Annotated in this window: 25 protein-coding genes, 4 tRNA genes and 1 pseudogene; 10 read left to right on the top strand and 20 right to left on the bottom strand. The window is 59.2% G+C overall.

Annotated features, from left to right (window positions below; all coding sequences use genetic code 11):
• Nucleotides 1-36: 36 nt before the first annotated feature.
• Nucleotides 37-726: an energy-coupling factor ABC transporter permease gene (locus tag CKW26_RS11570; RefSeq protein ID WP_095048686.1), complete on the bottom strand. Its 690-nt coding sequence runs from the start codon at nucleotides 724-726 to the stop codon at nucleotides 37-39.
• Complete coding sequence (locus CKW26_RS11575; RefSeq protein WP_095048687.1) at nucleotides 723-1,190, bottom strand: FAD/FMN-containing dehydrogenase; 468 nt, start codon at nucleotides 1,188-1,190, stop codon at nucleotides 723-725. Before CKW26_RS11575 ends, CKW26_RS11570 begins: the two co-directional genes overlap by 4 nt.
• A gap of 130 nt (nucleotides 1,191-1,320) precedes the next feature.
• Between CKW26_RS11575 and CKW26_RS11580 the strand changes: the two genes are divergently transcribed.
• From CKW26_RS11580 to CKW26_RS11600, 5 genes are all read left to right on the top strand, one after another.
• Nucleotides 1,321-1,947 carry a DUF1780 domain-containing protein gene (locus CKW26_RS11580; RefSeq protein WP_007909887.1) on the top strand — a complete coding sequence of 209 codons (627 nt, stop codon included), beginning with the start codon at nucleotides 1,321-1,323 and terminating at the stop codon, nucleotides 1,945-1,947.
• The gene (locus tag CKW26_RS11585) at nucleotides 1,944-2,471 is read left to right on the top strand and encodes an MOSC domain-containing protein (protein ID WP_095048688.1); all 528 of its coding nucleotides are present in this window, start codon (nucleotides 1,944-1,946) and stop codon (nucleotides 2,469-2,471) included. The genes CKW26_RS11580 and CKW26_RS11585 overlap by 4 nt, the downstream gene beginning before the upstream one ends.
• Nucleotides 2,472-2,522: 51 nt before the next feature.
• Nucleotides 2,523-2,696: a DUF3094 domain-containing protein gene (locus tag CKW26_RS11590; protein WP_007909875.1), complete on the top strand. Its 174-nt coding sequence runs from the start codon at nucleotides 2,523-2,525 to the stop codon at nucleotides 2,694-2,696.
• A 66-nt stretch (nucleotides 2,697-2,762) separates the two neighbouring features.
• The gene (locus tag CKW26_RS11595; RefSeq protein WP_016986237.1) at nucleotides 2,763-4,061 is read left to right on the top strand and encodes an NAD(P)/FAD-dependent oxidoreductase; all 1,299 of its coding nucleotides are present in this window, start codon (nucleotides 2,763-2,765) and stop codon (nucleotides 4,059-4,061) included.
• Between the two features lie 316 nt (nucleotides 4,062-4,377).
• Nucleotides 4,378-4,785 (top strand): hypothetical protein, encoded by a 408-nt coding sequence (locus CKW26_RS11600; protein ID WP_016986236.1) that lies wholly within the window; start codon nucleotides 4,378-4,380, stop codon nucleotides 4,783-4,785.
• 63 nt (nucleotides 4,786-4,848) lie between these two features.
• Here CKW26_RS11600 and CKW26_RS30510 read toward each other — a convergent pair whose 3' ends face one another.
• From CKW26_RS30510 to rluD, 9 genes and pseudogenes are all read right to left on the bottom strand, one after another.
• Nucleotides 4,849-5,712: a methyl-accepting chemotaxis protein gene (locus tag CKW26_RS30510; protein ID WP_371044025.1), complete on the bottom strand. Its 864-nt coding sequence runs from the start codon at nucleotides 5,710-5,712 to the stop codon at nucleotides 4,849-4,851.
• Nucleotides 5,704-6,474 (bottom strand): annotated as a pseudogene (locus tag CKW26_RS30515) (MCP four helix bundle domain-containing protein); the annotation flags it as partial. The pseudogene CKW26_RS30515 and the gene CKW26_RS30510, both read right to left, overlap by 9 nt.
• A gap of 165 nt (nucleotides 6,475-6,639) precedes the next feature.
• Nucleotides 6,640-6,716: transfer RNA gene (locus CKW26_RS11610), tRNA-Pro, on the bottom strand.
• 97 nt (nucleotides 6,717-6,813) lie between these two features.
• Nucleotides 6,814-6,889, bottom strand: a tRNA-Lys gene (locus tag CKW26_RS11615).
• Nucleotides 6,890-6,894: 5 nt separating this feature from the next.
• A tRNA-Pro gene (locus CKW26_RS11620) sits at nucleotides 6,895-6,971 on the bottom strand.
• A 9-nt stretch (nucleotides 6,972-6,980) separates the two neighbouring features.
• Nucleotides 6,981-7,056: transfer RNA gene (locus tag CKW26_RS11625), tRNA-Asn, on the bottom strand.
• Between the two features lie 297 nt (nucleotides 7,057-7,353).
• Nucleotides 7,354-9,918, bottom strand: a complete 2,565-nt coding sequence (gene clpB, locus CKW26_RS11630; protein WP_095048690.1) for an ATP-dependent chaperone ClpB — start codon at nucleotides 9,916-9,918, stop codon at nucleotides 7,354-7,356.
• A 129-nt stretch (nucleotides 9,919-10,047) separates the two neighbouring features.
• Entirely contained in the window at nucleotides 10,048-10,770 is a 723-nt protein-coding gene (pgeF, locus tag CKW26_RS11635) for a peptidoglycan editing factor PgeF (protein ID WP_095048691.1), read from the bottom strand.
• Complete coding sequence (rluD, locus tag CKW26_RS11640; protein WP_016986220.1) at nucleotides 10,767-11,729, bottom strand: 23S rRNA pseudouridine(1911/1915/1917) synthase RluD; 963 nt, start codon at nucleotides 11,727-11,729, stop codon at nucleotides 10,767-10,769. The genes pgeF and rluD overlap by 4 nt, the downstream gene beginning before the upstream one ends.
• 151 nt (nucleotides 11,730-11,880) lie before the next feature.
• Between rluD and CKW26_RS11645 the strand changes: the two genes are divergently transcribed.
• The 4 genes from CKW26_RS11645 (at nucleotide 11,881) to CKW26_RS11660 (ending at nucleotide 16,188) form a co-directional block, all read left to right on the top strand.
• A complete protein-coding gene (locus CKW26_RS11645; RefSeq protein WP_093434846.1) occupies nucleotides 11,881-12,897 on the top strand; it encodes an outer membrane protein assembly factor BamD in 1,017 nt (338 codons plus the stop codon).
• 126 nt (nucleotides 12,898-13,023) lie between these two features.
• Nucleotides 13,024-13,266: a PP0621 family protein gene (locus tag CKW26_RS11650; RefSeq protein WP_093434843.1), complete on the top strand. Its 243-nt coding sequence runs from the start codon at nucleotides 13,024-13,026 to the stop codon at nucleotides 13,264-13,266.
• Nucleotides 13,256-14,845, top strand: coding sequence for a PAS domain-containing sensor histidine kinase (locus CKW26_RS11655; protein ID WP_095048692.1), 1,590 nt, complete (start codon nucleotides 13,256-13,258; stop codon nucleotides 14,843-14,845). Before CKW26_RS11650 ends, CKW26_RS11655 begins: the two co-directional genes overlap by 11 nt.
• Nucleotides 14,842-16,188 (top strand): sigma-54 dependent transcriptional regulator, encoded by a 1,347-nt coding sequence (locus CKW26_RS11660; RefSeq protein WP_095048693.1) that lies wholly within the window; start codon nucleotides 14,842-14,844, stop codon nucleotides 16,186-16,188. The genes CKW26_RS11655 and CKW26_RS11660 overlap by 4 nt, the downstream gene beginning before the upstream one ends.
• Nucleotides 16,189-16,303: 115 nt before the next feature.
• Here the strand turns inward: CKW26_RS11660 and thiO are convergent, their stop codons facing one another.
• From thiO to CKW26_RS11695, 7 genes are read right to left on the bottom strand one after another with little or no spacing between them, the layout of a single operon-like run.
• Nucleotides 16,304-17,404, bottom strand: coding sequence for a glycine oxidase ThiO (thiO, locus tag CKW26_RS11665; RefSeq protein WP_095048694.1), 1,101 nt, complete (start codon nucleotides 17,402-17,404; stop codon nucleotides 16,304-16,306).
• 57 nt (nucleotides 17,405-17,461) lie between these two features.
• Nucleotides 17,462-17,863 (bottom strand): type IV pilin protein, encoded by a 402-nt coding sequence (locus CKW26_RS11670; RefSeq protein ID WP_095048695.1) that lies wholly within the window; start codon nucleotides 17,861-17,863, stop codon nucleotides 17,462-17,464.
• A gap of 15 nt (nucleotides 17,864-17,878) precedes the next feature.
• The gene (locus CKW26_RS11675; protein WP_095048696.1) at nucleotides 17,879-20,968 is read right to left on the bottom strand and encodes a pilus assembly protein; all 3,090 of its coding nucleotides are present in this window, start codon (nucleotides 20,966-20,968) and stop codon (nucleotides 17,879-17,881) included.
• The gene (locus CKW26_RS11680; RefSeq protein WP_095048697.1) at nucleotides 20,955-21,434 is read right to left on the bottom strand and encodes a PilX N-terminal domain-containing pilus assembly protein; all 480 of its coding nucleotides are present in this window, start codon (nucleotides 21,432-21,434) and stop codon (nucleotides 20,955-20,957) included. The genes CKW26_RS11675 and CKW26_RS11680 overlap by 14 nt, the downstream gene beginning before the upstream one ends.
• Before the next feature lie 10 nt (nucleotides 21,435-21,444).
• Complete coding sequence (locus CKW26_RS11685) at nucleotides 21,445-22,158, bottom strand: PilW family protein (protein WP_095048698.1); 714 nt, start codon at nucleotides 22,156-22,158, stop codon at nucleotides 21,445-21,447.
• Nucleotides 22,155-22,604 carry a type IV pilus modification protein PilV gene (gene pilV, locus CKW26_RS11690; protein WP_095048699.1) on the bottom strand — a complete coding sequence of 150 codons (450 nt, stop codon included), beginning with the start codon at nucleotides 22,602-22,604 and terminating at the stop codon, nucleotides 22,155-22,157. Before pilV ends, CKW26_RS11685 begins: the two co-directional genes overlap by 4 nt.
• Nucleotides 22,601-23,074 carry a GspH/FimT family pseudopilin gene (locus CKW26_RS11695; protein WP_095048700.1) on the bottom strand — a complete coding sequence of 158 codons (474 nt, stop codon included), beginning with the start codon at nucleotides 23,072-23,074 and terminating at the stop codon, nucleotides 22,601-22,603. The genes pilV and CKW26_RS11695 overlap by 4 nt, the downstream gene beginning before the upstream one ends.
• Nucleotides 23,075-23,204: 130 nt before the next feature.
• On the opposite strand from CKW26_RS11695, the gene CKW26_RS11700 reads away from it, so the two are divergent.
• Nucleotides 23,205-23,759, top strand: coding sequence for a GspH/FimT family pseudopilin (locus tag CKW26_RS11700; protein ID WP_095048701.1), 555 nt, complete (start codon nucleotides 23,205-23,207; stop codon nucleotides 23,757-23,759).
• Here the strand turns inward: CKW26_RS11700 and ispH are convergent.
• Both ispH and fkpB read right to left on the bottom strand, forming a co-directional pair.
• Nucleotides 23,731-24,675: a 4-hydroxy-3-methylbut-2-enyl diphosphate reductase gene (gene ispH / locus CKW26_RS11705; RefSeq protein ID WP_095048702.1), complete on the bottom strand. Its 945-nt coding sequence runs from the start codon at nucleotides 24,673-24,675 to the stop codon at nucleotides 23,731-23,733. The genes CKW26_RS11700 and ispH overlap by 29 nt on opposite strands.
• A 76-nt stretch (nucleotides 24,676-24,751) precedes the next feature.
• Complete coding sequence (fkpB, locus tag CKW26_RS11710) at nucleotides 24,752-25,189, bottom strand: FKBP-type peptidyl-prolyl cis-trans isomerase (RefSeq protein ID WP_177409248.1); 438 nt, start codon at nucleotides 25,187-25,189, stop codon at nucleotides 24,752-24,754.
• Between the last annotated feature and the right edge of the window lie 2 nt (nucleotides 25,190-25,191).

Below are 25,191 nucleotides of genomic sequence, written 5' to 3' on the forward strand. Positions count from 1 at the left end.
CATGAAATTTCCCGCGCGTGGCGGATTTGATGTGGATCAAGACTTCGGATCGTCGTCCTTCCACGGCGCCGAAAGGTAGCGCGTGCGGTTGAAGGTCTCCAGCCACTCCGGGCTGAATACCACCAGCGCACTGATGATCATGCCGTTGATGAACGCTTCGGGGAAAATGATCAGCCACACGTAACCGATGAAGTCTTCCAGCCACTCCGGCATGGCGAAAAGGCCGTCGTACCACAGCAGCGTCAGGCTGAGGATCAGGCACAACAAGGCCGACAACGCGGCGGCAAAAAAACCGGAACAGAAGATATACACGAACGGGTTGCGCGGTTGAGCACGCTCGACAAGGATTGCCACGCACTCGGTGACCAGCACCGGCAGCAAAATGAACAAGGCGCCATTGACCCCCATCGCCGCAAGATCCTGACGCCCGAGCAGCACCAGGCCGATTTGCGCCACCAGTCCGCCAACGATCGCCAGCGGCCAGTCCAGCAACAGGGTTACCGCCGTCATGCCGAGGAAGTGATACGACACGCCTGTGTCGAAATCCCTGCGCATCAACCACAAGAGAAACAACGCAAACACGGTGCCGAACAGCAGATGCTGACGCCGGCTGTCGCTGAACAACTCGACCCACGGCGCCCGCACGATCGCCCAAAGCAGCACCGGCAGATAAATCAGCCAGCCCAGCAACAGACTTTCGGTCGCCAGCACCTCAACGCCGATCATGGGCGCGCCTTCTCCAGTGCCTCGCGCAGATCACCCGCGTTGGCGTACTCACGTTGCGAGAGCAATCGACCGTCCTTGAGTTGCAACCACAACACCTGGCCTTCCGCGCCGGGATAGCGCGACGCAACCCGTCCTTCTCGATCCAGCATGACCCGATAGTGGTAGTCGCGCATGGCCGGTACGGCAAACATTTTGGCAATCAGCGCCGGCATGCGCTGGATGTCGGCAACGAACACCGCGTGACGGGCCTCCAGATAGCCCTTGGGTTGGTCCTTCAACGCTTCCTTGATCAGCTTGGCGCCGTCCATATCCCGTGCCACCAGCAGCGTGTTGGTGCTGTTGTCGAGGGTGAAGGGTTGCTCGTACTGATCGAGCAACGTCCAGGGAGCCAGACGCTCACCGGTTTCGAGTGCATGGGCACACAGCGGAAAAACAGCAAACAGCAGCAGCCAGCGAAATTTCACGATGAGTCCTCACGGTTTGGCGCAAATAATCGATTTCCATGAGTCTACACCGCCCTTCTCCACTACCCACTGATGCACTTTGCCGCGGAACGCTTTCAGCTTGTCGCATTTGAACGCTAAGCTTGGGCTTATGGATGACTCAGATTATTTACGCCTGCTGACCATCGCGGCCGAGCAGGCCAACGCCTTTCTGTCCAATGCCCGCAAATGGGAGCGTGAGCGTTGGGTTTGCCAGCGCCTGCTGCAAGGCCTGAACATTCCCTACCGCGCCGACGAATTCGCGCCGGCCGGCGAGCCGCCGGACGTATTGTTTCGCGATGCCAATTTCGAGGTGTTCTTCGTGCTCGACGAGGGGCGCCGGCTCAACGACGAATGGCGCGATGAATTGCAGCGACGACGCAGCGCCTTTTCCCTCAGCCAACTGGTACGCCGCGAAGCCAAGCCGAAACGGATCCCGGCCAATGAATTCCTGCTACGACTGGCGCCGACCCTGCGCAAAAAAGCACACAACTACAAAGAGCGCGGCATGGATCTCGGCGAACTGGACATCATCGCCTTCGCCAGCCTCAAACGAGAAGTACTGGATTTGAACAGCCATTTCCCCCCGCCCACCGAATACCTACGTCAGGGCTGGCGCTCGCTGTCGCTCGTCGGCCCGACCTTCGCCCGCGTGCTGTTCGCCCACCCGGACGCGCCGGATTTTCTGCGCAGCAACCTCGGTCGCAGCATCGTTTTTGATGTGGGAATCAGCCTGTGACCCCCCTTCAGCAATTGATCGCCGATGTACCGCAGACCGGATGTGTGCGCTGGATTGGCGTGCGCCCCGAGTCGCGCGGGCCGATGATCGAACTCGATGCCGTCGAGGCGCGGCTGGAAGCTGGACTGACCGGCGATCACGCCCGTCCCGGTGTGCGTAACGCGCGACAGGTGACCCTGATCCAGTGGGAACATCTGGCGGTAATCAGCGCCTTGATGGGTCGCCCCGACGATCAACCCGTCAGGCCTGAAGATCTGCGGCGCAATCTGGTTATCAGCGGTATCAATTTGTTTAGCCTCAAGGGTCGGCGCTTTCGCATCGGTCAGGCAATATTCGAAACCACGGGCTGGTGTCAGCCCTGCGCACGCCTGCAGAACAACCTCGGCCCGGGCACCTTTCAAGCGGTGCGCGGCCATGGCGGAATTACCGCGCGGGTGTTACAAAGCGGGATCATTCGCCTCGAAGACCGGGTGAGCGTCGAACCGGTTCCGGACAGCGGCTATGCTGCGTTCAACCCCGGATAAAAACCGCTGTAGCTTCTGCCCATTCAGCAACGTCTACCTGACGAGGCAAATATGACCAGCCGCCTGAACCCCGAAGACCAGAAACATGTCGAAGAGTACCTGCAACTGTCCCAACACCGAGTCGAGCGCCGGCCTTTCCGGCCGTGGATGCTCCTCGTGCTGGTGCTGGCAGTGACCATTGGTCTGGGCCTGTTGAGCCGATTTATCAGTTACCTGACGCTATGAGCAGCCTGGCGCTCGCTTGGGTAATGACGACAAAGATTTCCTTTAAAAACCTTGCGAGTTATCCCTATGTCCCATCGTATTGTTATTGTCGGCGGCGGCGCCGGCGGTCTGGAGTTGGCTACCCGTCTGGGTAAGACTCTGGGCAAGCGCGGCACGGCCAGTGTGATGCTGGTCGACGCGAACCTGACGCACATCTGGAAGCCCCTGCTGCACGAAGTAGCCGCCGGATCGCTGAACTCCTCCGAAGACGAACTCAACTATGTTGCCCAGGCAAAATGGAACCACTTCGAGTTCCAGCTAGGGCGCATGAGCGGGCTCGATCGCGCACAGAAGAAAATCCAGCTCGCCGCCACCTACGACGAAAACGGCGTAGAACTGGTGCCTGCACGTGAAGTGCAATACGACTCGCTGGTGATCAGCGTCGGCAGCACCACCAACGACTTCGGCACTCAGGGCGCGGCGCAGCACTGCCTGTTCCTCGACACACGCAAACAGGCCGAGCGCTTCCACCAGCAATTGCTTAATCACTATCTGCGTGCACACGCCGGGCAAACCGATGTGGTCGAGCAGATCAGCGTGGCGATTGTCGGTGCCGGCGCCACAGGCGTTGAACTGGCGGCAGAACTGCACAACGCCGCCCATGAACTGGCGGCTTATGGCCTGGACCGGATCAAACCGGAAAACATGCATATCACCCTGATCGAAGCCGGTCCACGGGTGTTGCCCGCCCTGCCGGAGCGCATCAGCGGGCCGGTGCACAAGACCCTGGAAAAACTCGGGGTCAACGTGATGACCAACGCTTCGGTCAGCGAAGTGACCGCCGACAGCCTGATCACCGCCGATGGCAACGAGATCAAGGCCAGCCTGAAAGTCTGGGCAGCGGGCATTCGCGCGCCGGGTTTCCTCAAGGACATCGACGGCCTGGAAACCAACCGCATCAATCAACTGCAAGTGCTGCCGACACTGCAAACCACCCGCGACGAGAACATCTTTGCTTTCGGTGACTGCGCCGCGTGCCCGCAACCGGGTACCGATCGCAATGTGCCGCCGCGTGCCCAAGCCGCACACCAACAGGCGTCGCTGCTGGCCAAATCGCTGAAACTGCGCATCGAAGGCAAGACCTTGCCGGAGTACAAGTACACCGACTACGGCTCGCTGATCTCGCTGTCGCGTTTTTCGGCGGTGGGTAACTTGATGGGCAACCTGACCGGCAGCGTGATGCTCGAAGGCTGGCTGGCGCGGATGTTTTACGTGTCGCTGTATCGCATGCACCAGATGGCGCTGTACGGGCCATTCCGCACAGCGATGCTGATGCTGGGCAGCAAGATTGGCCGTGGTACTGAACCGCGTCTGAAACTGCACTAAAACCTGTGGGAGCGAGCCGGCTCCGGGCGGCGATCCGACGAATGCGGCGTGTCAAACGACAAAAATGTCGACTGATACAACCTCTTCGTCGGATCGCTGCCCGGAGCCGGCTCGCTCCCACAATGTTTTGTGTTGATCGAAAGATCTGTTTCTTACTGTATCCCCGCCCCGCTTTTCCCTCCTTCGCTTACAAACTCCCCCGCTCCGCGACACAGTCGCGATACACCGCCACCGCTTAATGGCCACACCCGAGCAACACCTGCTCAGGCAATCGTCCTTAACGTGTGGTTGCGCAGTGCAGCCCAGGAGAATGTAAATGTCCCGTACTTCGACCCTCGGTAAAAAATCCATTGGCCTGATCGGCGCCGCGCTGGCGGGCGGCCTGATGTTGTCCGGTTCGGTGTTTGCCGCTCAGCCACTGGCGCAGGGCTACATGGTTGCCTCGGCGGAAACCTCGGTGAAAGCGCCGGAAGGCAAATGCGGTGAAGGCAAATGTGGCGATGCTTCGATGGCCAAGACTGACAGTGATGGTGACGGCAAGGTCTCGCGCGCCGAATTTCTGAAAGTCGCGCCGAAGTCCGACTTCGACAAGATCGACACCAACCATGACGGTTTCATCGACGAGCAAGAGGCCTACAACAACGTGAAGGCCAACTTTGAGGCCAACGGCAAGAAGATGCCGAAAGGCCTGTTCGAACACCTGAAAGACCAAGACGGCGCCTGATCGACAATAAAAAACAAGCCGCGCTTCTCCTGAAAGAAACGCGGCTTTTTCACGTCTGCCCGTTTACAACTGGAAGCGCCGTACCATGCCCTGCAAGGCATTGGCCAGTTGCGATAACTCATGGCTGGACGCGCTGGTCTGGTCAGCACCTGCGGCAGAACGTACCGATAAATCACGAATATTCACCAGGTTGCGATCCACTTCCCGGGCTACTTGCGCTTGTTCTTCAGCTGCGCTGGCGATCACCAGATTGCGTTCATGGATCTCATGCACCGACGCGGTAATGGTTTGCAGCGCCTCACCGGCGCGCTCAGCCAAGGCCAGCGTGGTCGTCGCCCGCGCGGTACTGGCCTGCATCGAATCCAGCGCCAGGCTCGAACCGCTGCGCATGCCCTGGACCATCTGCTCGATCTCCTGCGTCGATTGCTGCGTGCGATACGCCAGGGCCCGCACTTCATCGGCGACTACGGCAAAGCCTCGCCCGCTCTCACCGGCCCGCGCCGCCTCAATCGCCGCGTTGAGCGCCAGCAAATTGGTCTGCTCGGCAATCGCCCGAATCACGTCCAGCACTTTGCCGATGTCCTGCGATTGATTGGCCAGTGATTGCACCAACTCACCGGTCTGTTGCACATCGCTGGCCAGTGCATTGATGGCCGTGGCGGTCTCACTGACCCGCACCTGGCCCAGATGCGCCGACTCGCTGGATTGACGGGTCGCGTCAGACGTCGACACCGCATTGCGTGCGACCTCTTCCACTGCTGCCGTCATCTGGTTGACGGCCGTCGCGGCTTGTTCGATTTCGTTGTTCTGTTGTTGCAGTCCCTGGGTGCTGTCGAGCGTCACCGCATTGAGTTCATCGGCAGCGGTCGCCAGTTGCGTGGCCGAACCGCTGATGCCTTGCAGCGTCTCTCGCAGGTTTTGCTGCATGGTCGCCAAGGCTTTGAGCAAGCGACTGACTTCATCGTTGCCATGGGTTTCGATCGGCCGGGTCAGATCCCCCTGCGCGACACTTTCTGCTGCGCTGACGGCGCTGCTGAGCGGACGAACGATACTGCGGGTGAGCATCATCGCCAGTGCCACCGTGGCCAGCGCGGCCAACGCAATAAACAAACTGACAATCGTGCGCGAGTTTTCATAGTGCGCAGCGGACTTCTGGCTTTCGGCGGCGACCTGTTTGGCGAACAGGTCTGCCAGGTCGTTGAGTTGTTTGCCGGAGCCATCGACGACGGTTTTCATGTCGACCAGCAACAACCGGGTCAACTCATCACGTTTGCCTTGCTCGGCGAGGGCGAAGGATTGAGCGATACCGCTGCGATAAGCGGCGAAGGTCTTTTTGAATTGGTCATATAGCTGCTGGCCTTCCGGGGTGTTGACCAGTTTGTCGTAGGCGGCGATTTTCTCGCTCAGCTCCTTGTCGCGGGTGTCCATCTGGCTGCGGTAAGTCGCAATGTTGGCCGGATCCTGATCCAGCGCCATGCGCAGCGAGATGGTGCGGATGCGCAGCATGATCTCGCGAATCTCGTCGCCGCCACGAATACTCGGCAGCCACTGATTTTCCACCGCGACTTCACTGTCGCGAATACTCGACATCTGCCCGAGCGCAAACACGCCGAGCAAGGCCACCAACACCGCGATCAGGGCGAACCCCAGGGCCGCCCGGGGAGCAATATTCAACTGACGAAGCAACATGACGAACGCCCTTATTCTTGTATTGGCCAGATTCAAGGGGCGAAAGCCATGGCAGTCCCCTCGTGTTAGCGGGCTATCGGCAGGTTGTATGATGACTTGAAGGGGAAATGAGTTTTTGTCGGACAAAAAAAATCCCCGTATCTTTCGATACGAGGATTTTTAATATGGTCGGGGTAAGGGGATTCGAACTCCTGACATCCTGCTCCCAAAGCAGGCGCGCTACCGGACTGCGCTATACCCCGGTAAAAAAAAGGCGACCTTTCAAAGATCGCCTTCTTCGATCAGCGCTTTTGGCCTCTGATCTTAAGATTCGATCCCAGCGCAAACTGGTTTCAAAAATGGTGGGTCGTGTGGGATTCGAACCTACGACCAATTGGTTAAAAGCCAACTGCTCTACCAACTGAGCTAACGACCCAAAAATGGTCGGGGTAAGGGGATTCGAACTCCTGACATCCTGCTCCCAAAGCAGGCGCGCTACCGGACTGCGCTATACCCCGGCTTGAAATTGGCTCCGTGACCAGGACTCGAACCTGGGACCCAATGATTAACAGTCATTTGCTCTACCGACTGAGCTATCACGGAACTACATATTTCAATTTACAACGGTGAAACTTACTGCATCTAGCCACTCGTTCGCATCGCTGCGTTCGTGTGTCTGAGGCGCGCTATTCTACAACCTAGAACACCTCTGTCAACCCCCTAAATTGCTTTCAAGTTAATGATTTGCAACTTATTTCAGATTTCAACTCAGTGAGCTGAGACCGTCTTGGCGACTGACTGCGGGGCGCACTTTACAAGCCTTTTCCTTTGAGTTCAACAGCCTAACGAAAAAAAAGGCCCCACAATGTGGGGCCCTCCTTTTTTCATTGGCGCTCAGGCTTAGTTGAAAACGATTTCGTCGTTCTCGACAGTGCCGGTTGCCGTGTCGCCCGGCATGAAGTGACCCGAGAGGATCAACTGCGCCAGCGGGTTTTCGATCCAGCGCTGAATTGCCCGTTTCAAAGGACGTGCGCCATACACCGGGTCGTAGCCAACGGCGATCAGCTTATCCATCGTCTCTGGACTGAGTTCCAGCTTCAGCTCGCGCTCGGCCAGACGGCTGCGCAGACGGCCCAACTGGATCTCGGTAATGCCCGCGATCTGATCCCGCGCCAAAGGCTCGAAGATCACCACTTCGTCGACCCGGTTGATGAACTCCGGACGGAAGTGCGACGTCAGCGCATCCATGACTGCAGCACGTTGAGCCTCACGATCACCGACCAGTTCCTGGATCTGTACCGACCCCAGGTTCGAAGTCATGACGATCACGGTGTTGCGGAAATCCACCGTACGGCCATGGCTGTCGGTCAGGCGACCATCCTCGAGCACTTGCAGCAAGATGTTGAACACATCCGGGTGCGCCTTCTCGACTTCGTCCAGCAGGATCACCGAATAAGGCTTGCGACGCACCGCCTCAGTCAGGTAACCACCCTCTTCGTAGCCGACGTATCCCGGTGGTGCACCGATCAGGCGAGCCACGGAATGTTTCTCCATGAACTCGGACATGTCGATCCGCACCATCGCCTCTTCCGTATCAAAGAGGAATTCGGCCAGCGCCTTGCACAGCTCGGTTTTACCGACACCGGTCGGGCCGAGGAACATGAACGAGCCGCTCGGACGATTCGGGTCGGACAACCCGGCGCGCGAACGGCGTACCGCGTTGGCGACGGCGACCACGGCCTCTTCCTGACCGATCACCCGTTTGTGCAACAGGCTTTCCATCTTCATCAGCTTGTCGCGCTCGCCTTCGAGCATTTTCGACACCGGGATGCCGGTCCACTTCGACACAACTTCAGCGATTTCTTCTTCAGTCACCTTGCTGCGCAGCAACTGGTTCTCGCTCTTGCCGTGCTGGTCGACCATTTGCAGGCTGCGTTCCAGATCCGGGATCACCCCGTACTGCAATTCAGCCATACGGTTGAGGTCACCTTTACGGCGCGCGGCTTCCAGTTCCTGCCGCGACTGCTCGATCTTCTGCTGAATCTGCGCAGAACCCTGCACCTCGGCTTTTTCCGAGTTCCAGATTTCTTCCAGATCGGAATACTCGCGTTCGAGGCGGACGATTTCTTCCTGGAGTTTCTCCAGACGTTTCATCGCCGCTTCGTCGCTTTCTTTCTTCAGCGCCTGGGATTCCACCTTCAACTGAATCAGGCGACGTTCCAGACGATCGAGCACTTCCGGCTTGGAGTCGATTTCCATGCGGATGCGGCTGGCGGCCTCGTCGATCAGATCGATGGCCTTGTCCGGTAACTGCCGGTCAGTGATGTAGCGATGGCTGAGCTTGGCAGCAGCAATGATCGCACCGTCGGTGATTGCCACCTTGTGGTGAACCTCGTAACGCTCTTTAAGGCCACGCAGGATGGCAATGGTGTCTTCTTCGCTCGGCTCATCCACCAGAACTTTCTGGAAGCGTCGCTCGAGGGCCGCATCCTTCTCTATATATTGGCGGTACTCGTTGAGCGTGGTCGCGCCAACGCAGTGCAACTCACCGCGAGCCAGCGCAGGCTTGAGCATGTTGCCGGCATCCATCGAGCCTTCGCCTTTACCGGCGCCGACCATGGTATGCAGTTCGTCGATGAACAGAATGATCTGCCCTTCCTGCTTCGACAGTTCGTTGAGCAACGATTTCAGGCGCTCTTCGAACTCACCGCGATACTTGGCACCGGCAATCAGCGCGCCCATGTCCAGCGAGAGCAGACGCTTGCCTTTAAGGCCGTCCGGGACTTCGCCGTTGATGATGCGCTGGGCCAGACCTTCGGCAATCGCGGTTTTACCCACACCAGGCTCACCGATCAGCACCGGGTTGTTCTTGGTGCGGCGTTGCAGAACCTGAATGGTGCGACGAATTTCGTCGTCACGGCCAATCACCGGGTCAAGCTTGCCGTCTTCGGCGCGCTTGGTCAGGTCGACGGTGTATTTATCCAGCGCCTGCCGCGACTCTTCGTGGTTGGCGTCGTTTACCGCTTCGCCGCCACGCAGGTTGTTGATCGCGTTTTCCAGGGCCTTCTTGCTCACGCCTTGGCCGAGCAGCAACTTGCCGAGCTTGCTGTTCTCGTCCATTGCGGCGAGCAGCACCAGTTCGCTGGAGATGAACTGGTCGCCCTTCTGCTGGGCCAGACGGTCAGCCTGATTGAGCAGGCGCGCCAGATCCTGCGACATGTTGACGTCGCCGGTCGGGTTCTGGATTTTCGGTAATTGGTCGAGCTCTTTGGTCAGCTCTTTACGCAAGCTGTTGACGTCGAAGCCCACCTGCATCAGCAGAGGCTTGATCGAACCACCCTGCTGTTCAAGCATGGCTTGCATCAAGTGCGCCGGCTCAATCGCCGGATGATCGTGGCCGACAGCCAACGACTGGGCGTCGGACAAGGCCAACTGTAATTTGCTGGTTAAACGGTCTATTCGCATAAGTCACCTTCCTTTTGAGCAGGCCGGACCTAAAAACCATCCTGAATAAAGAAACCTGCCAGATACCGCTATAGATGCGGTCGATTCTGCAAGATTCAAGCGTCAGAGGGTTGATGCAGATCAGACAGTTTAGCGGGTGAGCCAAACGAGGGAGGCAAAGCGACCGGTGCGTGACGCACGGCGATAGGAGAAGAAGCGTGGATCGGTCACGGTGCAGAAACCACCGCCGTAAACCGCTGTGACACCACGTTCAGCCAGACGCAGGCGCGCCAGCTTATAGATGTCAGCCATGAACTTGCCGGCATTGTCGCTCGGTACGAAGGCTTCTGCTGCTTCAGGCAGTTGATTGATGAAGACTTCCCGTACTTCCGGGCCGACTTCAAAGGCTTTGGGGCCAATGGCAGGGCCGAGCCAGACCAGCACTTCTGCGGCCGGAACATCGAGACTGTCGAGGGTAGCTTCCAGCACACCCGCCGCCAGACCCCGCCAACCGGCATGAGCCGCCGCTACACGAGTGCCGGCACGATCGCAGAACAATGCTGGCAGGCAATCCGCCGTCATCGCCGCGCAGGCGATACCCGGCGTTGCTGTCCAGCTGGCGTCTGCGGTCGCAACAATGCCCGGATCCGCATGCGCCACGGCAATTCCGTGCACTTGCTGCAACCAGGCAGGCTGTATAGAGAAGTGATCGGTGAGGCGCCGACGGTTCTCGGCCACAGCCTCAGGACGATCATCGACATGATCGCCCAGATTGAGGCTGTCGAACGGCGCCTCGCTGACGCCACCCTCGCGGGTGCTGACGCAGGCTTTGACGCTGGCCGGCGCAGGCCAGTCCGGCGTCAGCCAGTTCATCCGACGAAGGCCTCGCGATCCTGTTTGAGCAGGGTCAGCAGCCAGACGAAATCTTCCGGCAGCGGTGACTCCCAGCTCATGCGCTCACCGGTCGTCGGATGATCCAGCTCAAGGAAGCGCGCGTGCAGGGCCTGACGCGGGAAATGCTTGAGGGATTCAACCATCGTCGGGTTAGCCGCTGGCGGAATGCGGAAACGGCCGCCATACGCCGGATCGCCGACCAACGGAAAGTTGATGTGCGACATGTGTACGCGAATCTGGTGAGTACGACCGGTTTCCAGCTTCACCCGTACGTGGGTGTGCGAGCGGAAGCGCTCCAGCACACGGTAGTGACTGACGGCAGGCTTGCCGCCCTCCATCACCGCCATGCGCTGGCGCTGCTGGCCGTGGCGACCGATCGGGGCGTTGATCTTGCCCCCAGCGGTGACCACACCGATCACGATGCACTCATAGATGCGGCTGACGCTGCGACTCTGCAGTTGCGTCACCAGCTTGGTCTGCGCCTGAATGGTCTTGGCCACCACCATCAGACCGGTGGTGTCCTTGTCCAGACGATGCACGATACCGGCGCGCGGGACATTGATGATGTCCGGCACATGGTGCAGCAACGCGTTGAGCAGCGTGCCATCGGCGTGACCGGCAGCCGGGTGTACCACCAGGCCCGCAGGCTTGTTGATCACCAGGATGTCGTCGTCTTCATAGACGATGTCGAGTTCGATGTCCTGGGCGATCCATTCGCCCTGGGCTTCCTGCTCGGCAGTCAGCTCAAGGATGGCACCGCCGTGCACGATGTCGCGAGGGCGGATGACCGCCCCGTCCACAGTCAGGCGACCTTCTTTGATCCAGGCGGAAAGGCGCGAGCGAGAGTGCTCAGCGAAGAGTTGGGCAGCGACTTGATCGAGGCGTTGGCCGCCCAATTCGGACGGCACCTCTGCGCGAAGTTCAATTTTATCGGACATGCTCTGACTGTGCGTCGGCACAGCTTTTGGTTTCGGCTGCGCGCTTGTGGTTAAATACGGCGTCTTTTGCCCCGAGGCTTTTCAACGGGGCGCTCATCATAACAGGACGGCCCCGCCCAAGACAGCGGCCGTCATAGGGACGCAAGCCGCCATGCAAGTGAAACACCTGCTGCTGATCGCCATCCTCGCATTGACCGCTGCTTGCTCATCGAAGGAAGTCGTAGACGAAAACCTCAGCGAAGCCGAGCTGTATCAGCAGGCTCAGACTGACCTGGACAACAACAGCTACACCAGCGCCACAGCCAAGCTGAAGGCTCTGGAGTCGCGTTATCCGTTCGGTCGCTACGCCGATCAGGCACAGCTGGAGCTCATCTACGCCAACTATAAGAACGCCGAGCCGGAAGCAGCAAAATCCGCTGCCGAGCGTTTCATTCGTTTGCACCCGCAGCATCCGAACGTGGATTACGCGTACTACTTGAAAGGTCTGACCTCGTTCGACCAGGACGTCGGCCTGCTGGCGCGCTTCCTGCCGCTGGACATGACCAAGCGTGACCCGGGCGCCGCGCGCGACTCGTACAACGAGTTCGCCCAGCTGACCAGCCGCTACCCGAACAGCCGCTACGCGCCGGACGCCAAGCAGCGCATGATTTATCTGCGCAACCTGCTGGCCGCCTACGAAATCCACGTGGCTGACTACTACCTGACCCGTCAGGCTTACGTAGCCGCTGCCAACCGTGGTCGCTATGTAGTGGAAAACTTCCAGGAAACCCCATCGGTCGGCGACGGCCTGGCGGTGATGACTGAAGCCTACCAGCGTCTGCACCTGGACGACCTGGCAGCCACCAGTCTGGAAACCCTGAAGCTCAACTACCCGAACCACCCGAGCCTGCAAGACGGCCAGTTCGTGCCACGGGTTGCCGAAGCCGACAACCGTTCGTTCCTGAGCAAGGCGACTTTGGGTCTGATCGAGTCGCGTCCACCGCTGCCGCCGGGAGAAACCCGCGCCAACCAGGACGTGCAGAAGCAGTTCCAGGACGCGAAAGACGCGATTCCGAACGAGCTCAAGCCTAAAGACGAAAACGGCGACGTGATCGAAGAGCCAGAGCCTGAGTCGAGCAACACCGACCGCTCGTGGTTCAGCTACATGACTTTCGGCGTGTTCGACTGATCACACCGGTTGCACCGAAAAGGGAGATCTGCGGATCTCCCTTTTTTATTGCCGCGCGTTAATAGGCTGTGCGCTTGTCGGGAGCTTGGCTAAACTGCCGGATCATCAGTCGGAAAGCCGCTCATCATGCTTCGTTTATTGTTCTGGATCGTCGTGATTTTTGCCGCGATATGGTTGTGGCGTAAATTCAAGGCGCCTGCCGCGTCCAACCAATCCAACCGTGCCCCTCGCGAACAGGACGCCCCACCGATGGTGCGTTGCGCCCATTGCGGCGTGCATCTGCCGCGCGACCGCGCGCTGAGCGTGCAACAACAGTGGTATTGCAGCCAGGCTCACCTTGAGCAAGGCCCGGGTACACGTGATCGCTGAGGCCACCCACGCCGACAGCAAACAGGCGCAGCGCCTGCTGCGCCTTTATCATCTCTACCGCTTGAGTATCGGCATCACGCTGGTGCTGCTGATCTCCAGCAACATGGACAACCGCCTGCTGACGTCGGCCAACGACGAATTGCTGCGCGGTGGCAGTTGGCTGTATCTGATCCTCAACATTCTGTTGGTGGTGTTCCTTGAGAACACCCGACGGCCAGCGCAGCTGTTCAGTCTGGCCCTCGTCGATGTCCTGCTTTTATGCGGTTTGTTCTTTGCTGCGGGCGGCGTCGGTAGTGCGCTGGGCAATTTGCTGATTGTCTCGGTGGCGATCAGCAACACCCTGCTACGGCGGCGCATCGGGCTATTGATCGCCGCCATCGGTGCGCTGGGCATCGTCGGCTCGAGCTTCCTGCTCGGCTTCAACCATCCCCTTAGCGCCAATGAATACTTGCAGGCCGGCACCCTCGGTGCGCTGTGCTTTGCCGCGTCGTTGCTGGTGCAGGGACTGATCCGCCGCCTCGAAGTCAGCGAAACCCTTGCCGAGCAACGCGCCAGTGAAGTGGTCAGCCTCGAAGCCCTCAACGCGCTGATCCTGCAACGCATGCGCACCGGCATTCTGGTGCTCGACGAGGCGCGGCGAGTGCAACTGGCCAATCACAGCGCACAAACCCTGCTCGCGCAGTCGCACCTTCAGGGGCATTTGATCGATGACTATTCCACGGCGCTGGTCGATCGCCTGCAACTGTGGCTGAACAACCCGACCTTGCGCCCGCAGAGTCTGAAAATCCCCGGCAACGGCCTGGAACTGCAACCGAGCTTCATTGCCCTCGAACAAAGCCCCCACCAGCAAACCCTGGTATTTCTCGAAGACCTCGCGCAAATCGCCCAGCAAGCCCAGCAACTTAAGCTCGCCGCACTCGGGCGCTTGACCGCCGGCATCGCCCACGAGATCCGCAATCCGTTGGGCGCCATCAGTCACGCCGCGCAGCTATTGGCTGAGTCCGAGGAACTCGATAGCGCGGATCGGCGTCTGACGCAGATCATTCAAGACCACTCCCAGCGCATGAACCGAGTCATCGAAAACGTCCTGCAACTGTCTCGCCGCCAGCAAAGCGCGCCGCAACGCCTGGATCTCAAGCCATGGCTGGAAAACTTCGTTGTCGAAAGTCGTGAACAGGCCAGCGAACGCCAGCAGATTCACCTGCGGATCAATTCGGGAGATTTCACCACGCTGATGGACCCGAACCAGCTCACGCAAATTCTCGACAATCTGCTACGCAATGGCTGGCGCCACAGCGCCCTGCTGCATGATCAGGCCGAAGTCTGGCTCTCGTTGTTCAGTGATCCCGACAGCCAGTTGGCGGTCCTCGAAGTGCAGGACAACGGCCCCGGCGTGCCTGCCGATGAACAGACACATCTGTTCGAACCCTTCTTCACCACCAGCAGCCAGGGCACCGGCCTTGGGCTTTATCTGTCCCGTGAGCTGTGCGAAAGCAACCAAGCGCGCCTAGACTTTCAGTCACGCCAAGGCGGCGGTTGCTTTCGCATCACCTTTGCTCACGGACGGAAACAAAGTTGAATACGAGCCCACGGCAAAAAATTCTCATCGTCGACGACGAACCGGATATCCGCGAACTCCTGGAAATCACCCTGGGACGGATGAAGCTCGACACCTACAGCGCACGCAATCTGGCTGAAGCCCAGGCGCTGCTGAACCGCGAGAGTTTCGATCTGTGCCTGACCGACATGCGCCTGCCCGACGGTACGGGGCTGGAGCTGGTGCAGCACATTCAGCAACGTTATCCACAACTGCCGGTGGCGATGATCACCGCTTATGGCAGCCTGGAAACGGCCATCAACGCTTTGAAAGCAGGTGCTTTCGACTTCCTGACCAAACCGGTCGACCTTACGCGCCTGCGCGAACTGGTCGGCACAGCCCTGCGCATGCCGGCGGCGGGAGGCAGCTTTACCTCCATTGATCGGCGCTTGCTCGGCGATTCGCCACCGATGCGCATTCTGCGCAAGCAAATCGACAAACTCGCTCGCAGCCAGGCGCCGGTGTACATCAGTGGCGAGTCGGGCAGCGGCAAGGAACTGGTCGCGCGGCTGATCCATGAACAAGGGCCGCGCGCCGGCCATCCGTTCGTGCCGGTGAACTGTGGGGCAATTCCTTCCGAGCTGATGGAAAGCGAATTCTTCGGACATCGCAAAGGCAGTTTCACCGGCGCGGTCGAGGACAAGCCCGGGTTGTTTCAGGCAGCCCATGGCGGTACGTTGTTTCTCGATGAAGTGGCGGACTTGCCGTTGTCGATGCAAGTCAAACTGCTGCGGGCGATTCAGGAAAAAGCCGTGCGCAGTGTCGGCGGCCAGCAGGAAAGCGTGGTCGATGTGCGGATTCTCTGCGCCACGCACAAGGATCTCGACGCGGAGGTGGCGGCCGAACGCTTCCGTCAGGATCTGTATTACCGCTTGAACGTGATCGAACTGCGCGTGCCGTCCCTGCGCGAAAGGCGTGATGATATTGAAGTGCTGGCGGCCAGTATGCTCAAGCGTTTGGCCAAGGACACCGGCCAGCCGGCAGCACGCTTGCATCCGCAGGCGTTGGAAGCGCTGAAGAATTACCGGTTTCCGGGGAATGTGCGGGAGTTGGAGAACGTTCTCGAACGGGCGCACACCTTGTGTGAAAACCGCACGATCGAGGCTGAAGACTTACGTCTGAGCGAAGGCAACTGCGCGGCAGATGGCGGTATTGCCGATCTGACCCAGATCGACAATCTGGAAGATTATCTGGAGAACGTCGAGAGGAAGCTGATCTTGCAGGCGCTGGAAGAAACGCGCTGGAATCGCACGGCGGCGGCGCAGCGGTTGAGTCTTTCGTTTCGTTCGATGCGCTATCGGCTGAAGAAACTGGGCCTGGATTGAGGGCCCCTTCGCGAGCAGGCTCGCTCCCACATTGGATTTTGTGATCGACAAAGATCAACTGTGGGAGCGAGCCTGCTCGCGAAAGCGATCTGCCAGGCTACAGAGAAATATCAGACTAAATGCGGCCTTCCGGCGCATACGGCGTCGGATCAATTATCGGCGTGCGCCCCAGCATCACATCGGCAAACAATTGACACGACGCCGGCGCCAGCACCAGTCCATTGCGGTAATGCCCGCAGTTCAACCACAACCCGTCAAACCCCGGCACCCGGCCAATGTAGGGAATCCCCTCCGGCGAACCCGGACGCAACCCCGCCCAGTGCCCGACCACTTCGGGATCCGCCAGCGCCGGCAACAACTCAACCGCTGAAGCCTTCAGGCTTTCCAGGGCCACATCGGTCGGCGTCTTGTCGAAACCTTCGTGCTCCAGCGTGCTGCCGATCAGGATATGCCCGTCACGACGCGGAATCGCATAACGGCCCTTAGCCAATACCATGCTCGGCAAAAAGTCCGCCGCGCACTTGTAGAGAATCATCTGGCCTTTGACCGGTTCGACCGGCAATGTCAGGTCCAGCGTCTTGAGCAGATCACCGCTCCACGCCCCTGCCGTCAGCACGACCTGATCGCCCTTGATTACACCCATCGATGTCTCGACTCCAATTACCTGCTCGCCCTCTTGGACAAAGCCGCTGACTTCGCACTGTTCGTGAATGGTCACGTTCGGTAATGCCTGCAGTGCAGCTTTCAGTGATTTGACTAGGCGCGGATTGCGCACGTTGGCGACATCGGCCATGTAGATCGCCCGCGAGAAACCGCCACCAAGCACCGGCACCGCATCATGTGCAGCCGAGATATCCACAGCCCTCAGCGGACGGTTCTCCCGCTCGGCCCAGGCCAGTGCTTCGGCTTCATCGTCCAGATCCAGCCAGTACAGGCCGGTGGTGTGCACTTCAGGATCCACTCCAGTGTCAGCGAACAATCGCTCGCCGAGCTGTGGATAAAAGTCCTGCGACCAGTGCGCTAGCGCCGTGACCGCCGGGCTATAACGCCACGGATACAACGGCGAAACGATACCGCCGCCGGCCCAAGACGATTCCTGGCCGAGGTTCGAACGATCGAGCAGCACCACACTGCGCACTTCGGAGGCGAGATTGTAGGCGGTCAGCAGGCCAATCACTCCGCCACCGACAATCACCACTTGCTGTTGCCTGGTCATGTTTGATCCAACCGTAAATAAGACAGTGGGCGCAAATGGCACCCGAAAGAAAGCGCCTCAGCGGCCCCAGCAATCCTTGGTGGTCAGCCCGGTGGTCGCGTTGTTCATGCTGCGGACACCGGTGTTGGTCAGGGTGAAATCCCCGCACTTGTCGGTGGCCATGGAGGTACCCGTTTTACGGGTAGCGGTCAGCAGGAAGGTCTGGTCAGCGATGGTCGGGATAATCGTGTAGAAATCATTACCCGTACTCAGACCAGTGATGCCGGTATAGACATTGTTCTTGGTGTAGAAACGCTCGAGGGTTTGCGCCTGCTCCGAGAGCAATCCCACCACTTCAGCGCGGCGGCCTTTTTTTACGTATTCGGTATAGCTCGGTGCGGCGATGGTGATGACGATACCGATGATCGCAATCACGATCATGATTTCGATCAGGGTGAAACCACGGTTGGATCTGCGCATGCCTCAAACTCTCACTTACTGTATTTGCCGCCACATGATACGACGACTGCCGCCGCCGCCCTTCTCCACAATGATCGTGATGGTGCCACTGGTGTCGGTCGTCCCCTTGCGCTTGCCATCGCTGGAGACGAAGTTCAGGGTCGGAATGCCACCGGTGAATATCACTCCGCTGGAGATCGAGTCATTGCTGTCGACCAAACCGTCAGAGCTGGTGTCCAGCACGGCGTAATTGAGCATCTTACCGCTGAACGCATCCAGTTCGACCAGTTTGCCGGTACCAAAACTCGCACAGGGATCAGTGGTATCAACACTCGCCGTGGTAAAGACAATACGGCCCAGCACGATACTCGCCTGATTGATCACCCGCTCGCCAGTCAGCACGTTGTTGTACACCAGCGGAAGATACCAGCCCTTCTCCCCCGGATAAGTCGTCTCATTTTGAGTTGTGGTCAGGAATTGCCCGGAGCTGCCGGAGAATGAACCGGTTATCGCCTGCGCCTGCAAACTGCTGACGGTGAGCTGTCCCGAGCCCCCATCGGCATCCCACACCGAGTAAAACGCCTGCAAATCCTTGTTGGCCTTGTCTGCAGTTTCGTTGAATTTACCGGTACCGACGAAAATCTGTTTGCCACCCAATGAATTGTCCGCCAGCAATGGTTGCGCGGTGATCGGCTGACTCGCGCCGCCTGCCGTGGTGAACAGCGGCTTGCCGGAAAACGCCACGCCCCAGCTTTCAGGCGCAGTAGCACTGAGGTCGAACTTCCACAATCGCCCTCGCAAGTCACCGCCATAGGCAGCCTGCACCACATTTTGCGAATTGACCTTGAGCTTCACCGACGACAGACCGTTAGTGGTTTCCGAACTGTCGATTACGATTTTCTTGATCAGCGAACCATCGCGTACGTCCAGCACATACAACGCCGCCACGCCGGAGTTGCTGCCGTAACCGTTGGAAATGAACGCCGCCCAGCGACCATCGGCCAAGCGTGCCACTTCCGGCCGGGCGTAGGCATAACCCAGATCATTGAAAACATTGGCGGTGTTCGCAGTCGTTGGCCCACTCACTTCCCACAGCGCACGCATTACGTTGCCAGCCGAAGCGTCGAACAGTTGCAGCGCATAGAACGTCTTACCGCCGGCGCCGGTGCCGCCGATGGCCAAGGTTTTCCAAGCGCTGTTGAATTGCGCGTCATAAACCCCGACCGGGCCATCGACCAGAAACTTGTGGCTGACACCGTTGATGTAGCTCGGATCGGCAATCAGCCGCAGCGACGGCAATACACTCGACGGCATATAACCGTAACGCCGGGTGCCGTTGGCCGAGTTGATCACGTTGACGAAACCGTCGTTGGCATTTACCACCAGGCTTGCATTCATGTTCGCCGCTTTAGTGGTCAGGTAGGAGGAGTAAGAGGTATCGCCCGACAGGTCTGAGGCGGTTTTATCGGTAGGTGAAGCCAGCACCAATGGCGAATTGATGATGTCGCCCAATAACACGCTGCGTGACTTGAGCCCGGTTTTGTTGGTGCCCTTGCTCCACTCCACCAGGTCAATCCCGGTAATGCCGGTGGGCAGGCCCTGATTCAGCGTGGCCTGCTGTGCGGCGGAAAAATTTCCGTAGGTCAGCGTCACAGCGGCGTTGCTTGCGGTGTTCCAGGACTGATAGGTCGGTGCGGTCGCACCTGGCACGATTGTCGTGTCAGTGTTCCAGAGTGCTGTCGATGTATTAACGGTTCCGGTCGAGGTAAAGCCGAATGACTTGATCGTGCCGCGCCAGTCCTTGGGATCGTAAGTGGTCTGATAAAAGCTGCTGCCACTGCTGATCGTTGTCCCACTGACGGTGCCCGCCCCGCCGGAGCCGGCCTTGGAAGTGATATCGCTCAATGCCGAGGACAGCGCGTTGTTGAGACCCGTGCTGTCGGTGGCCTGATAGTACCGGCCTTGCCCGTAACTTGCCGCGTCAGAGAGCATGTCGTTGTCGGCGGTGAAGCCCACGGTATAGGTGTTCATGTTCTGCTTGGGAAAATCCACCGCGTTCCAACTCTTGCCCGCCGCGTCGGTACCGGTCGAGCGCATGTCGATATCGAAGGCGAACTTGGCGATGTCATCCAGATACAGCGTATCCCCTTCTTTGTCGCCATAGAGGTTGTTGCCGTCATTGCTGACACCGTCCCAGTTCGGTAACCGGCTGCCGCCCAATGGGTCGTTGCTCGGAAAGGTACGGTCGAAGGTCGGCAAGCCATCGGTTATCACCACGCCATAATTTTTCTGGCAGCGGTACTGGATCGGACTGGTGTAGGTCGCGGGCGTGCTGTTGTAGTAAGGCGCCATACCGCGCATGTAGCGGGTGATTTCATAGTAGGTTTCTGCCAACGGCGTGTTGGCCACGGCACTCAAACCATTGATCGATGAGATCAGCGCGTTGTAGTTGGTGTCTGCCTGCGCCTGCGTGACGCTCCCGGACACCGGCGCCAAGTCGCTGATCGAGCGGGCGATATAACCGCCATTACCAGAGTCGTTGTTGGTGACCGGGTTGAAAGTCGACAGACCAATACGCAAAGTGCGACTGCTGGTGACCAGCGCCGTCGACACGTTACGCGCAACGTTCATTCGGTAATCGTTGGGAATCGCCCCTGTGGTGAAGTCACGGGTGCCGTTGCTCGTGGCCAGGCCGACGATATAGGAAATGTAATCGGCGGAATATCGGGTGTTCTCATTGCCTACGGGGTCGGGCAGCTTCAGGCATAACGGCGCCACGCTGTTGTTGTAGAACGCATAGGCGCCGCCCGAGCACCCGGAGGTCGGCAGGCTCGATAGAAACACCGTGTCGCCGGTGATCTGCGGAGCATTGAGCGCAGAGCACAATCCCAGGAAGGCATTGCACTGCCGGGCGGGTGCACGGTTGATGTTCGGATCAAATCCGGCGGCGTAAATGATGCTGTTCATACTCCCCGAATCATCGATCAGCAGCATCACATTCGGTGGCACCGCTGCAGCACTCAACAGCGGCGAATCAGAGGGCGTGAATGCATAGACGGGCGTCGCCAGATACAAGCTCAGCAGCAGGCCGAGCAGCAGCGATGTGCAGCGTTCAATACTTCGCATAGACACTCTCCACCACACTGCGCGAGCTGCCGGCAATGCCGACAGCGGTGACGCGATACAACGTCGCAGAGGTGTTGCTCGGCACGTTGACGGCGGTCAGTGTGGTGCCGATGTTCTGCACACCATAGAAACCATTGCCGGCGGCGATCCAGGTCACCCCGGAGGTCGAGTTGAACCCCGCCGCACTGACCACCGACGACTCCGCCGGCGGTGCGCATTGGGTGGTGCCGCTGCACACGGCGAGCGAATAACTGTCCAGTTGCACAGCGCTCTCCCCAACACGCAGAGCCGCCTCGGCCGTCTGGAACGACTGATTGCGCAGGCTCACACTGCCGGCCATTTTTTCCTGCAGGTTGGCGCTTTGCATCGACGACAAACCAATCAGGGTCAACAACAGCAGGAATACCAGACTGACCAGCAACACCATGCCTTGCTGAGTCTGACGGGAGTGAAGAGAAATCCTCATCAGCGCGCCCTCACTGCAAGCGGTTGCGCAAAGCGGCAACCACGTTGAAGGTTTGATTGCGCACCCGATTGTTCGGATCGTTGAGGGTCAGGCTCAGCCGCACACTGCGAATGCGCGCCGGATCGGCGGGGTTGGCGCTGTAGGTCGAGGCCGCCACATCCGTCGCCGAACTGGCCAGACCAAACGTCACGTTGAATGCACTGACATTGTTCACCAACACCTGCTGGGTCGGTGTGCCGCTGCCGGTGCCCATGAGAATCTGATTGTTGCTGAAGCTGTAGATCAGACGCCGGATCGGGAACGCGATTTGCCCGCTCGCCGGGGAGCGCAAGCCGGTATAGGCCGTTGCGCTATTGCGGCAGTCGGAGAGCACCGTCCAGGTTGGCGTGCCCCCGCCGCTGCCGATATCGGCGGTCACCAGTGTCAGTTTCAGGTTGGCATTGTCCCAGTTGATCGGCATGACCTGCGCAGCGTTGAAGTCGCCCGCGGAGCTCGAATCGAGGATCGTGCCCAGACAGCCGAACATCCCGACCATGCGAATTTCCTGAATCATCTTGCTCAATACGAACCGCGCGTCTTCCTGCATCGCGGCGGCGGTGTTCTGGCTGACATAGGTATTTTTCGCCGCGATGAAAATCTGCACCACGCCAAGCACCACAATCAGCCCCAATGCCAAAGCGATAAGTAATTCGATCAGACCGAATCCACGGTTTTGCTGCTTCATGGCGTGGCCACCGGATCAACCGCAGCGCGGCTGGTCAGGATAAAACTGCGTTGAGCACTGGCGGTGTTGGCTGCCCGTGCGTCGCTCCAGTTGATGGTGATGGTGTAGACGCGCTGATTGAGGGTGATGCTGCCGGTGGCGGTCGGCCCGCCGAAATTGATGATGTTGGTCGAGAAGTCGTAGAGATCCTGATCACGCGCAACGCTCAAGTTGCCCGAAGTCGGCGGCGTGACGGTGTAGTCGGCGCCGGAATTGGCGCGGATGCGGTCCATCATGTCGTAGGCAATGAAACTGGCCTGACTGGTCATCCGTGAGCTGTCGGTGTATTTCAGCGCATTCAGTTGCACCGCTGCCGCGCCCAGCAGCCCGACCGTCAGAATCAGCAACGCGACCAGCACCTCGATCAGCGTCATGCCCTGCTGTACGTGTTGACTCCCTGCCCTCATCCGCAACTTCCACCCAATTGAATTCGTCCGTTCAAACACACATTCAGCGTCCTGCTTTGCGTTCCCAACGTGTAACTGATGGTCACCGCCGTCGACGGCGCTGCCAGACCGCCGAGGTTGTTGAAATCCAGTGCGGTCACTCCTGAGGGTAGCGTCAGAGTCGCGCCGCTGCTCATTGCGGGAACAACCCGCAACACATTGGCCGAAGTGCCAGTACTGTCGTAAACCGACAACTCACTGGCCCAGACGCTGCCACCGGCGGTCGGGCGCAGACGCAGGGTAGTGCCTCGGTCGATGGCTTCGAGCCTGGCGAAGTTGATCGCCCGTTGCAGGTCGCCCATCTCGGTATCAGCCTTGCTGCCCTGAACCGAACGGGTGAATGCCGGCACCGCCAGGGTGATCAGAATCACGAAGATCGCGATCGCAACCAACAACTCGATCAGCGTGAAACCTTTTGTACGAAGATCCATCGATGCCCTCCGTTGCCGTCGGCTATACCTGCTTCTACACGCTAGAACATTCAACCGGCCCGCGTCGGTTGATTTGCCCTGCCCGGCGCACGGAGCGCGCCGTTCATCTCACTCCATGGAGGGAGTTTTCATGTCGCAACAGGGTTTCAGCCTGATAGAACTGCTTATGGGACTGGCGATTGGCGCAATTGTTCTGCTGCTGGTCAGTCCGGCGTTTGCCACGCTCAGAGAATCGAACCATCGGGATCAAGCGGCGCAATCGCTGCTCGATGGCCTTCGCAACGCCCGCACACTGGCCATCACGCGCAATCAGAGCGTGGTGATTCATGGCATCAACGGCGACTGGAGTCAGGGCTGGCGGATCATTCTGGATATCAGCGGCAAGGGGCAGAAAGACAGCAACAATCCACTGCTACAAGAAAGTGTGAGCGACACGCAGGTGCCAATTGTCGGCAATTGGTCGGTGAGTCGTTACGTACGTTTCAGCAGTCTGGGGCAACCGCTGATGCCCGGGCGGGCATTTCAGGCAGGGACATTACATGTCTGCTCGGCTCGCGAGCCGGTCAGCCAGCGTCAGATAGTACTGGCGGCGACCGGCCGTGTACGCCTGAACAGCCAAGAGACTGAGCAGGCGCTGTGCCACAAAAGCCAGCGTGTCAGATCGAACGCACGCGCAGCTCTTTAGGCATCGAGAACGTGATGTTCTCTTCGCGACCGGCCAGCTCATCGGCACCGGTGGCGCCCCAAGCCTGCAGTTGCTGAATCACGCCACGCACCAGTACTTCCGGCGCGGAGGCACCGGCGGTGATGCCGATACGCTCAACGCCATCGAACCAGCTCTTTTGCAGGTCTTCCGCGCCGTCAATCAGGTAGGCCGGTGTGGCCATGCGCTCGGCAAGCTCACGCAGACGGTTGGAGTTGGAGCTGTTCGGGCTGCCAACTACCAGCACCACGTCGCACTCGTCGGCCAGTTGCTTGACCGCGTCCTGACGGTTTTGCGTGGCGTAGCAGATGTCGTCCTTGCGCGGACCGCCGATGGCCGGGAAGCGCGTGCGCAATGCATCGATGACGCGACTGGTGTCGTCCATCGACAGCGTGGTCTGGGTCACGAAAGCCAGTTTATCCGGGTTCTGCACCTGCAGCTCGGCGACGTCTTTCTCGTCTTCGACGAGGTAAATCGCGCCGCCATTGCTGCCGTCATACTGGCCCATGGTGCCTTCGACTTCCGGGTGTCCGGCGTGGCCGATCAAAATGCACTCACGGCCATCGCGGCTGTATTTAGCCACCTCAATGTGCACCTTGGTCACCAGCGGGCAGGTGGCGTCGAACACTTTCAGGCCACGGCCGGCGGCTTCGGTGCGTACGGCCTGGGATACGCCGTGAGCACTGAAGATCACGATAACGTCGTCCGGCACCTGATCCAGCTCTTCGACGAAGATCGCCCCGCGGCTGCGCAGGTCTTCAACGACGAACTTGTTGTGCACCACCTCGTGACGCACGTAGATCGGCGGCCCGAAGACTTCCAGGGCGCGGTTGACGATTTCGATCGCCCGGTCCACGCCAGCGCAGAAGCCACGGGGGTTGGCGAGTTTGATTTGCATGCTGTGCCTCGTGTCTTGCGCGCGAAAACAATGAATAACCAACTGGGTGGGAGCGAGCTTGCTCGCTCCCACATTTTTACAGCGCTTTGACGGAAATGATTTCCACGTCAAAGGTCAGCGTCTTGCCCGCCAGCGGGTGGTTGAAGTCGATGGTCACTTGCGCGTCATCGAACTCTTTCACCACACCCGGCAACTCAGTATTGGCCGCATCGTTGAAGATCACCAGCAAACCCGGTGACAACTCCATGTCGACGAACTGCGAACGCGGGATGATCTGTACGTTCTGCGGGTTCGGCTGGCCGAAGGCGTTTTCCGGCTCGACGGTCAGCGTACGCTTGTCGCCAGCCTTGAAGCCGAACAGCGCCGCTTCGAAACCCGGCAGCAGGTTGCCGTCGCCGACCTTGAAGGTCGCCGGGGCTTTGTCGAACGTACTGTCGACGGTGTCGCCGTTCTCCAGGCGCAATGCAAAGTGCAAAGTGACTTCCGTGTTCTGGCCGATGCGTTGCTCAGCCAATA

This window comes from Pseudomonas sp. Irchel s3h9 (assembly GCF_900187475.1).
GTDB lineage: Bacteria > Pseudomonadota > Gammaproteobacteria > Pseudomonadales > Pseudomonadaceae > Aquipseudomonas > Aquipseudomonas neuropathica.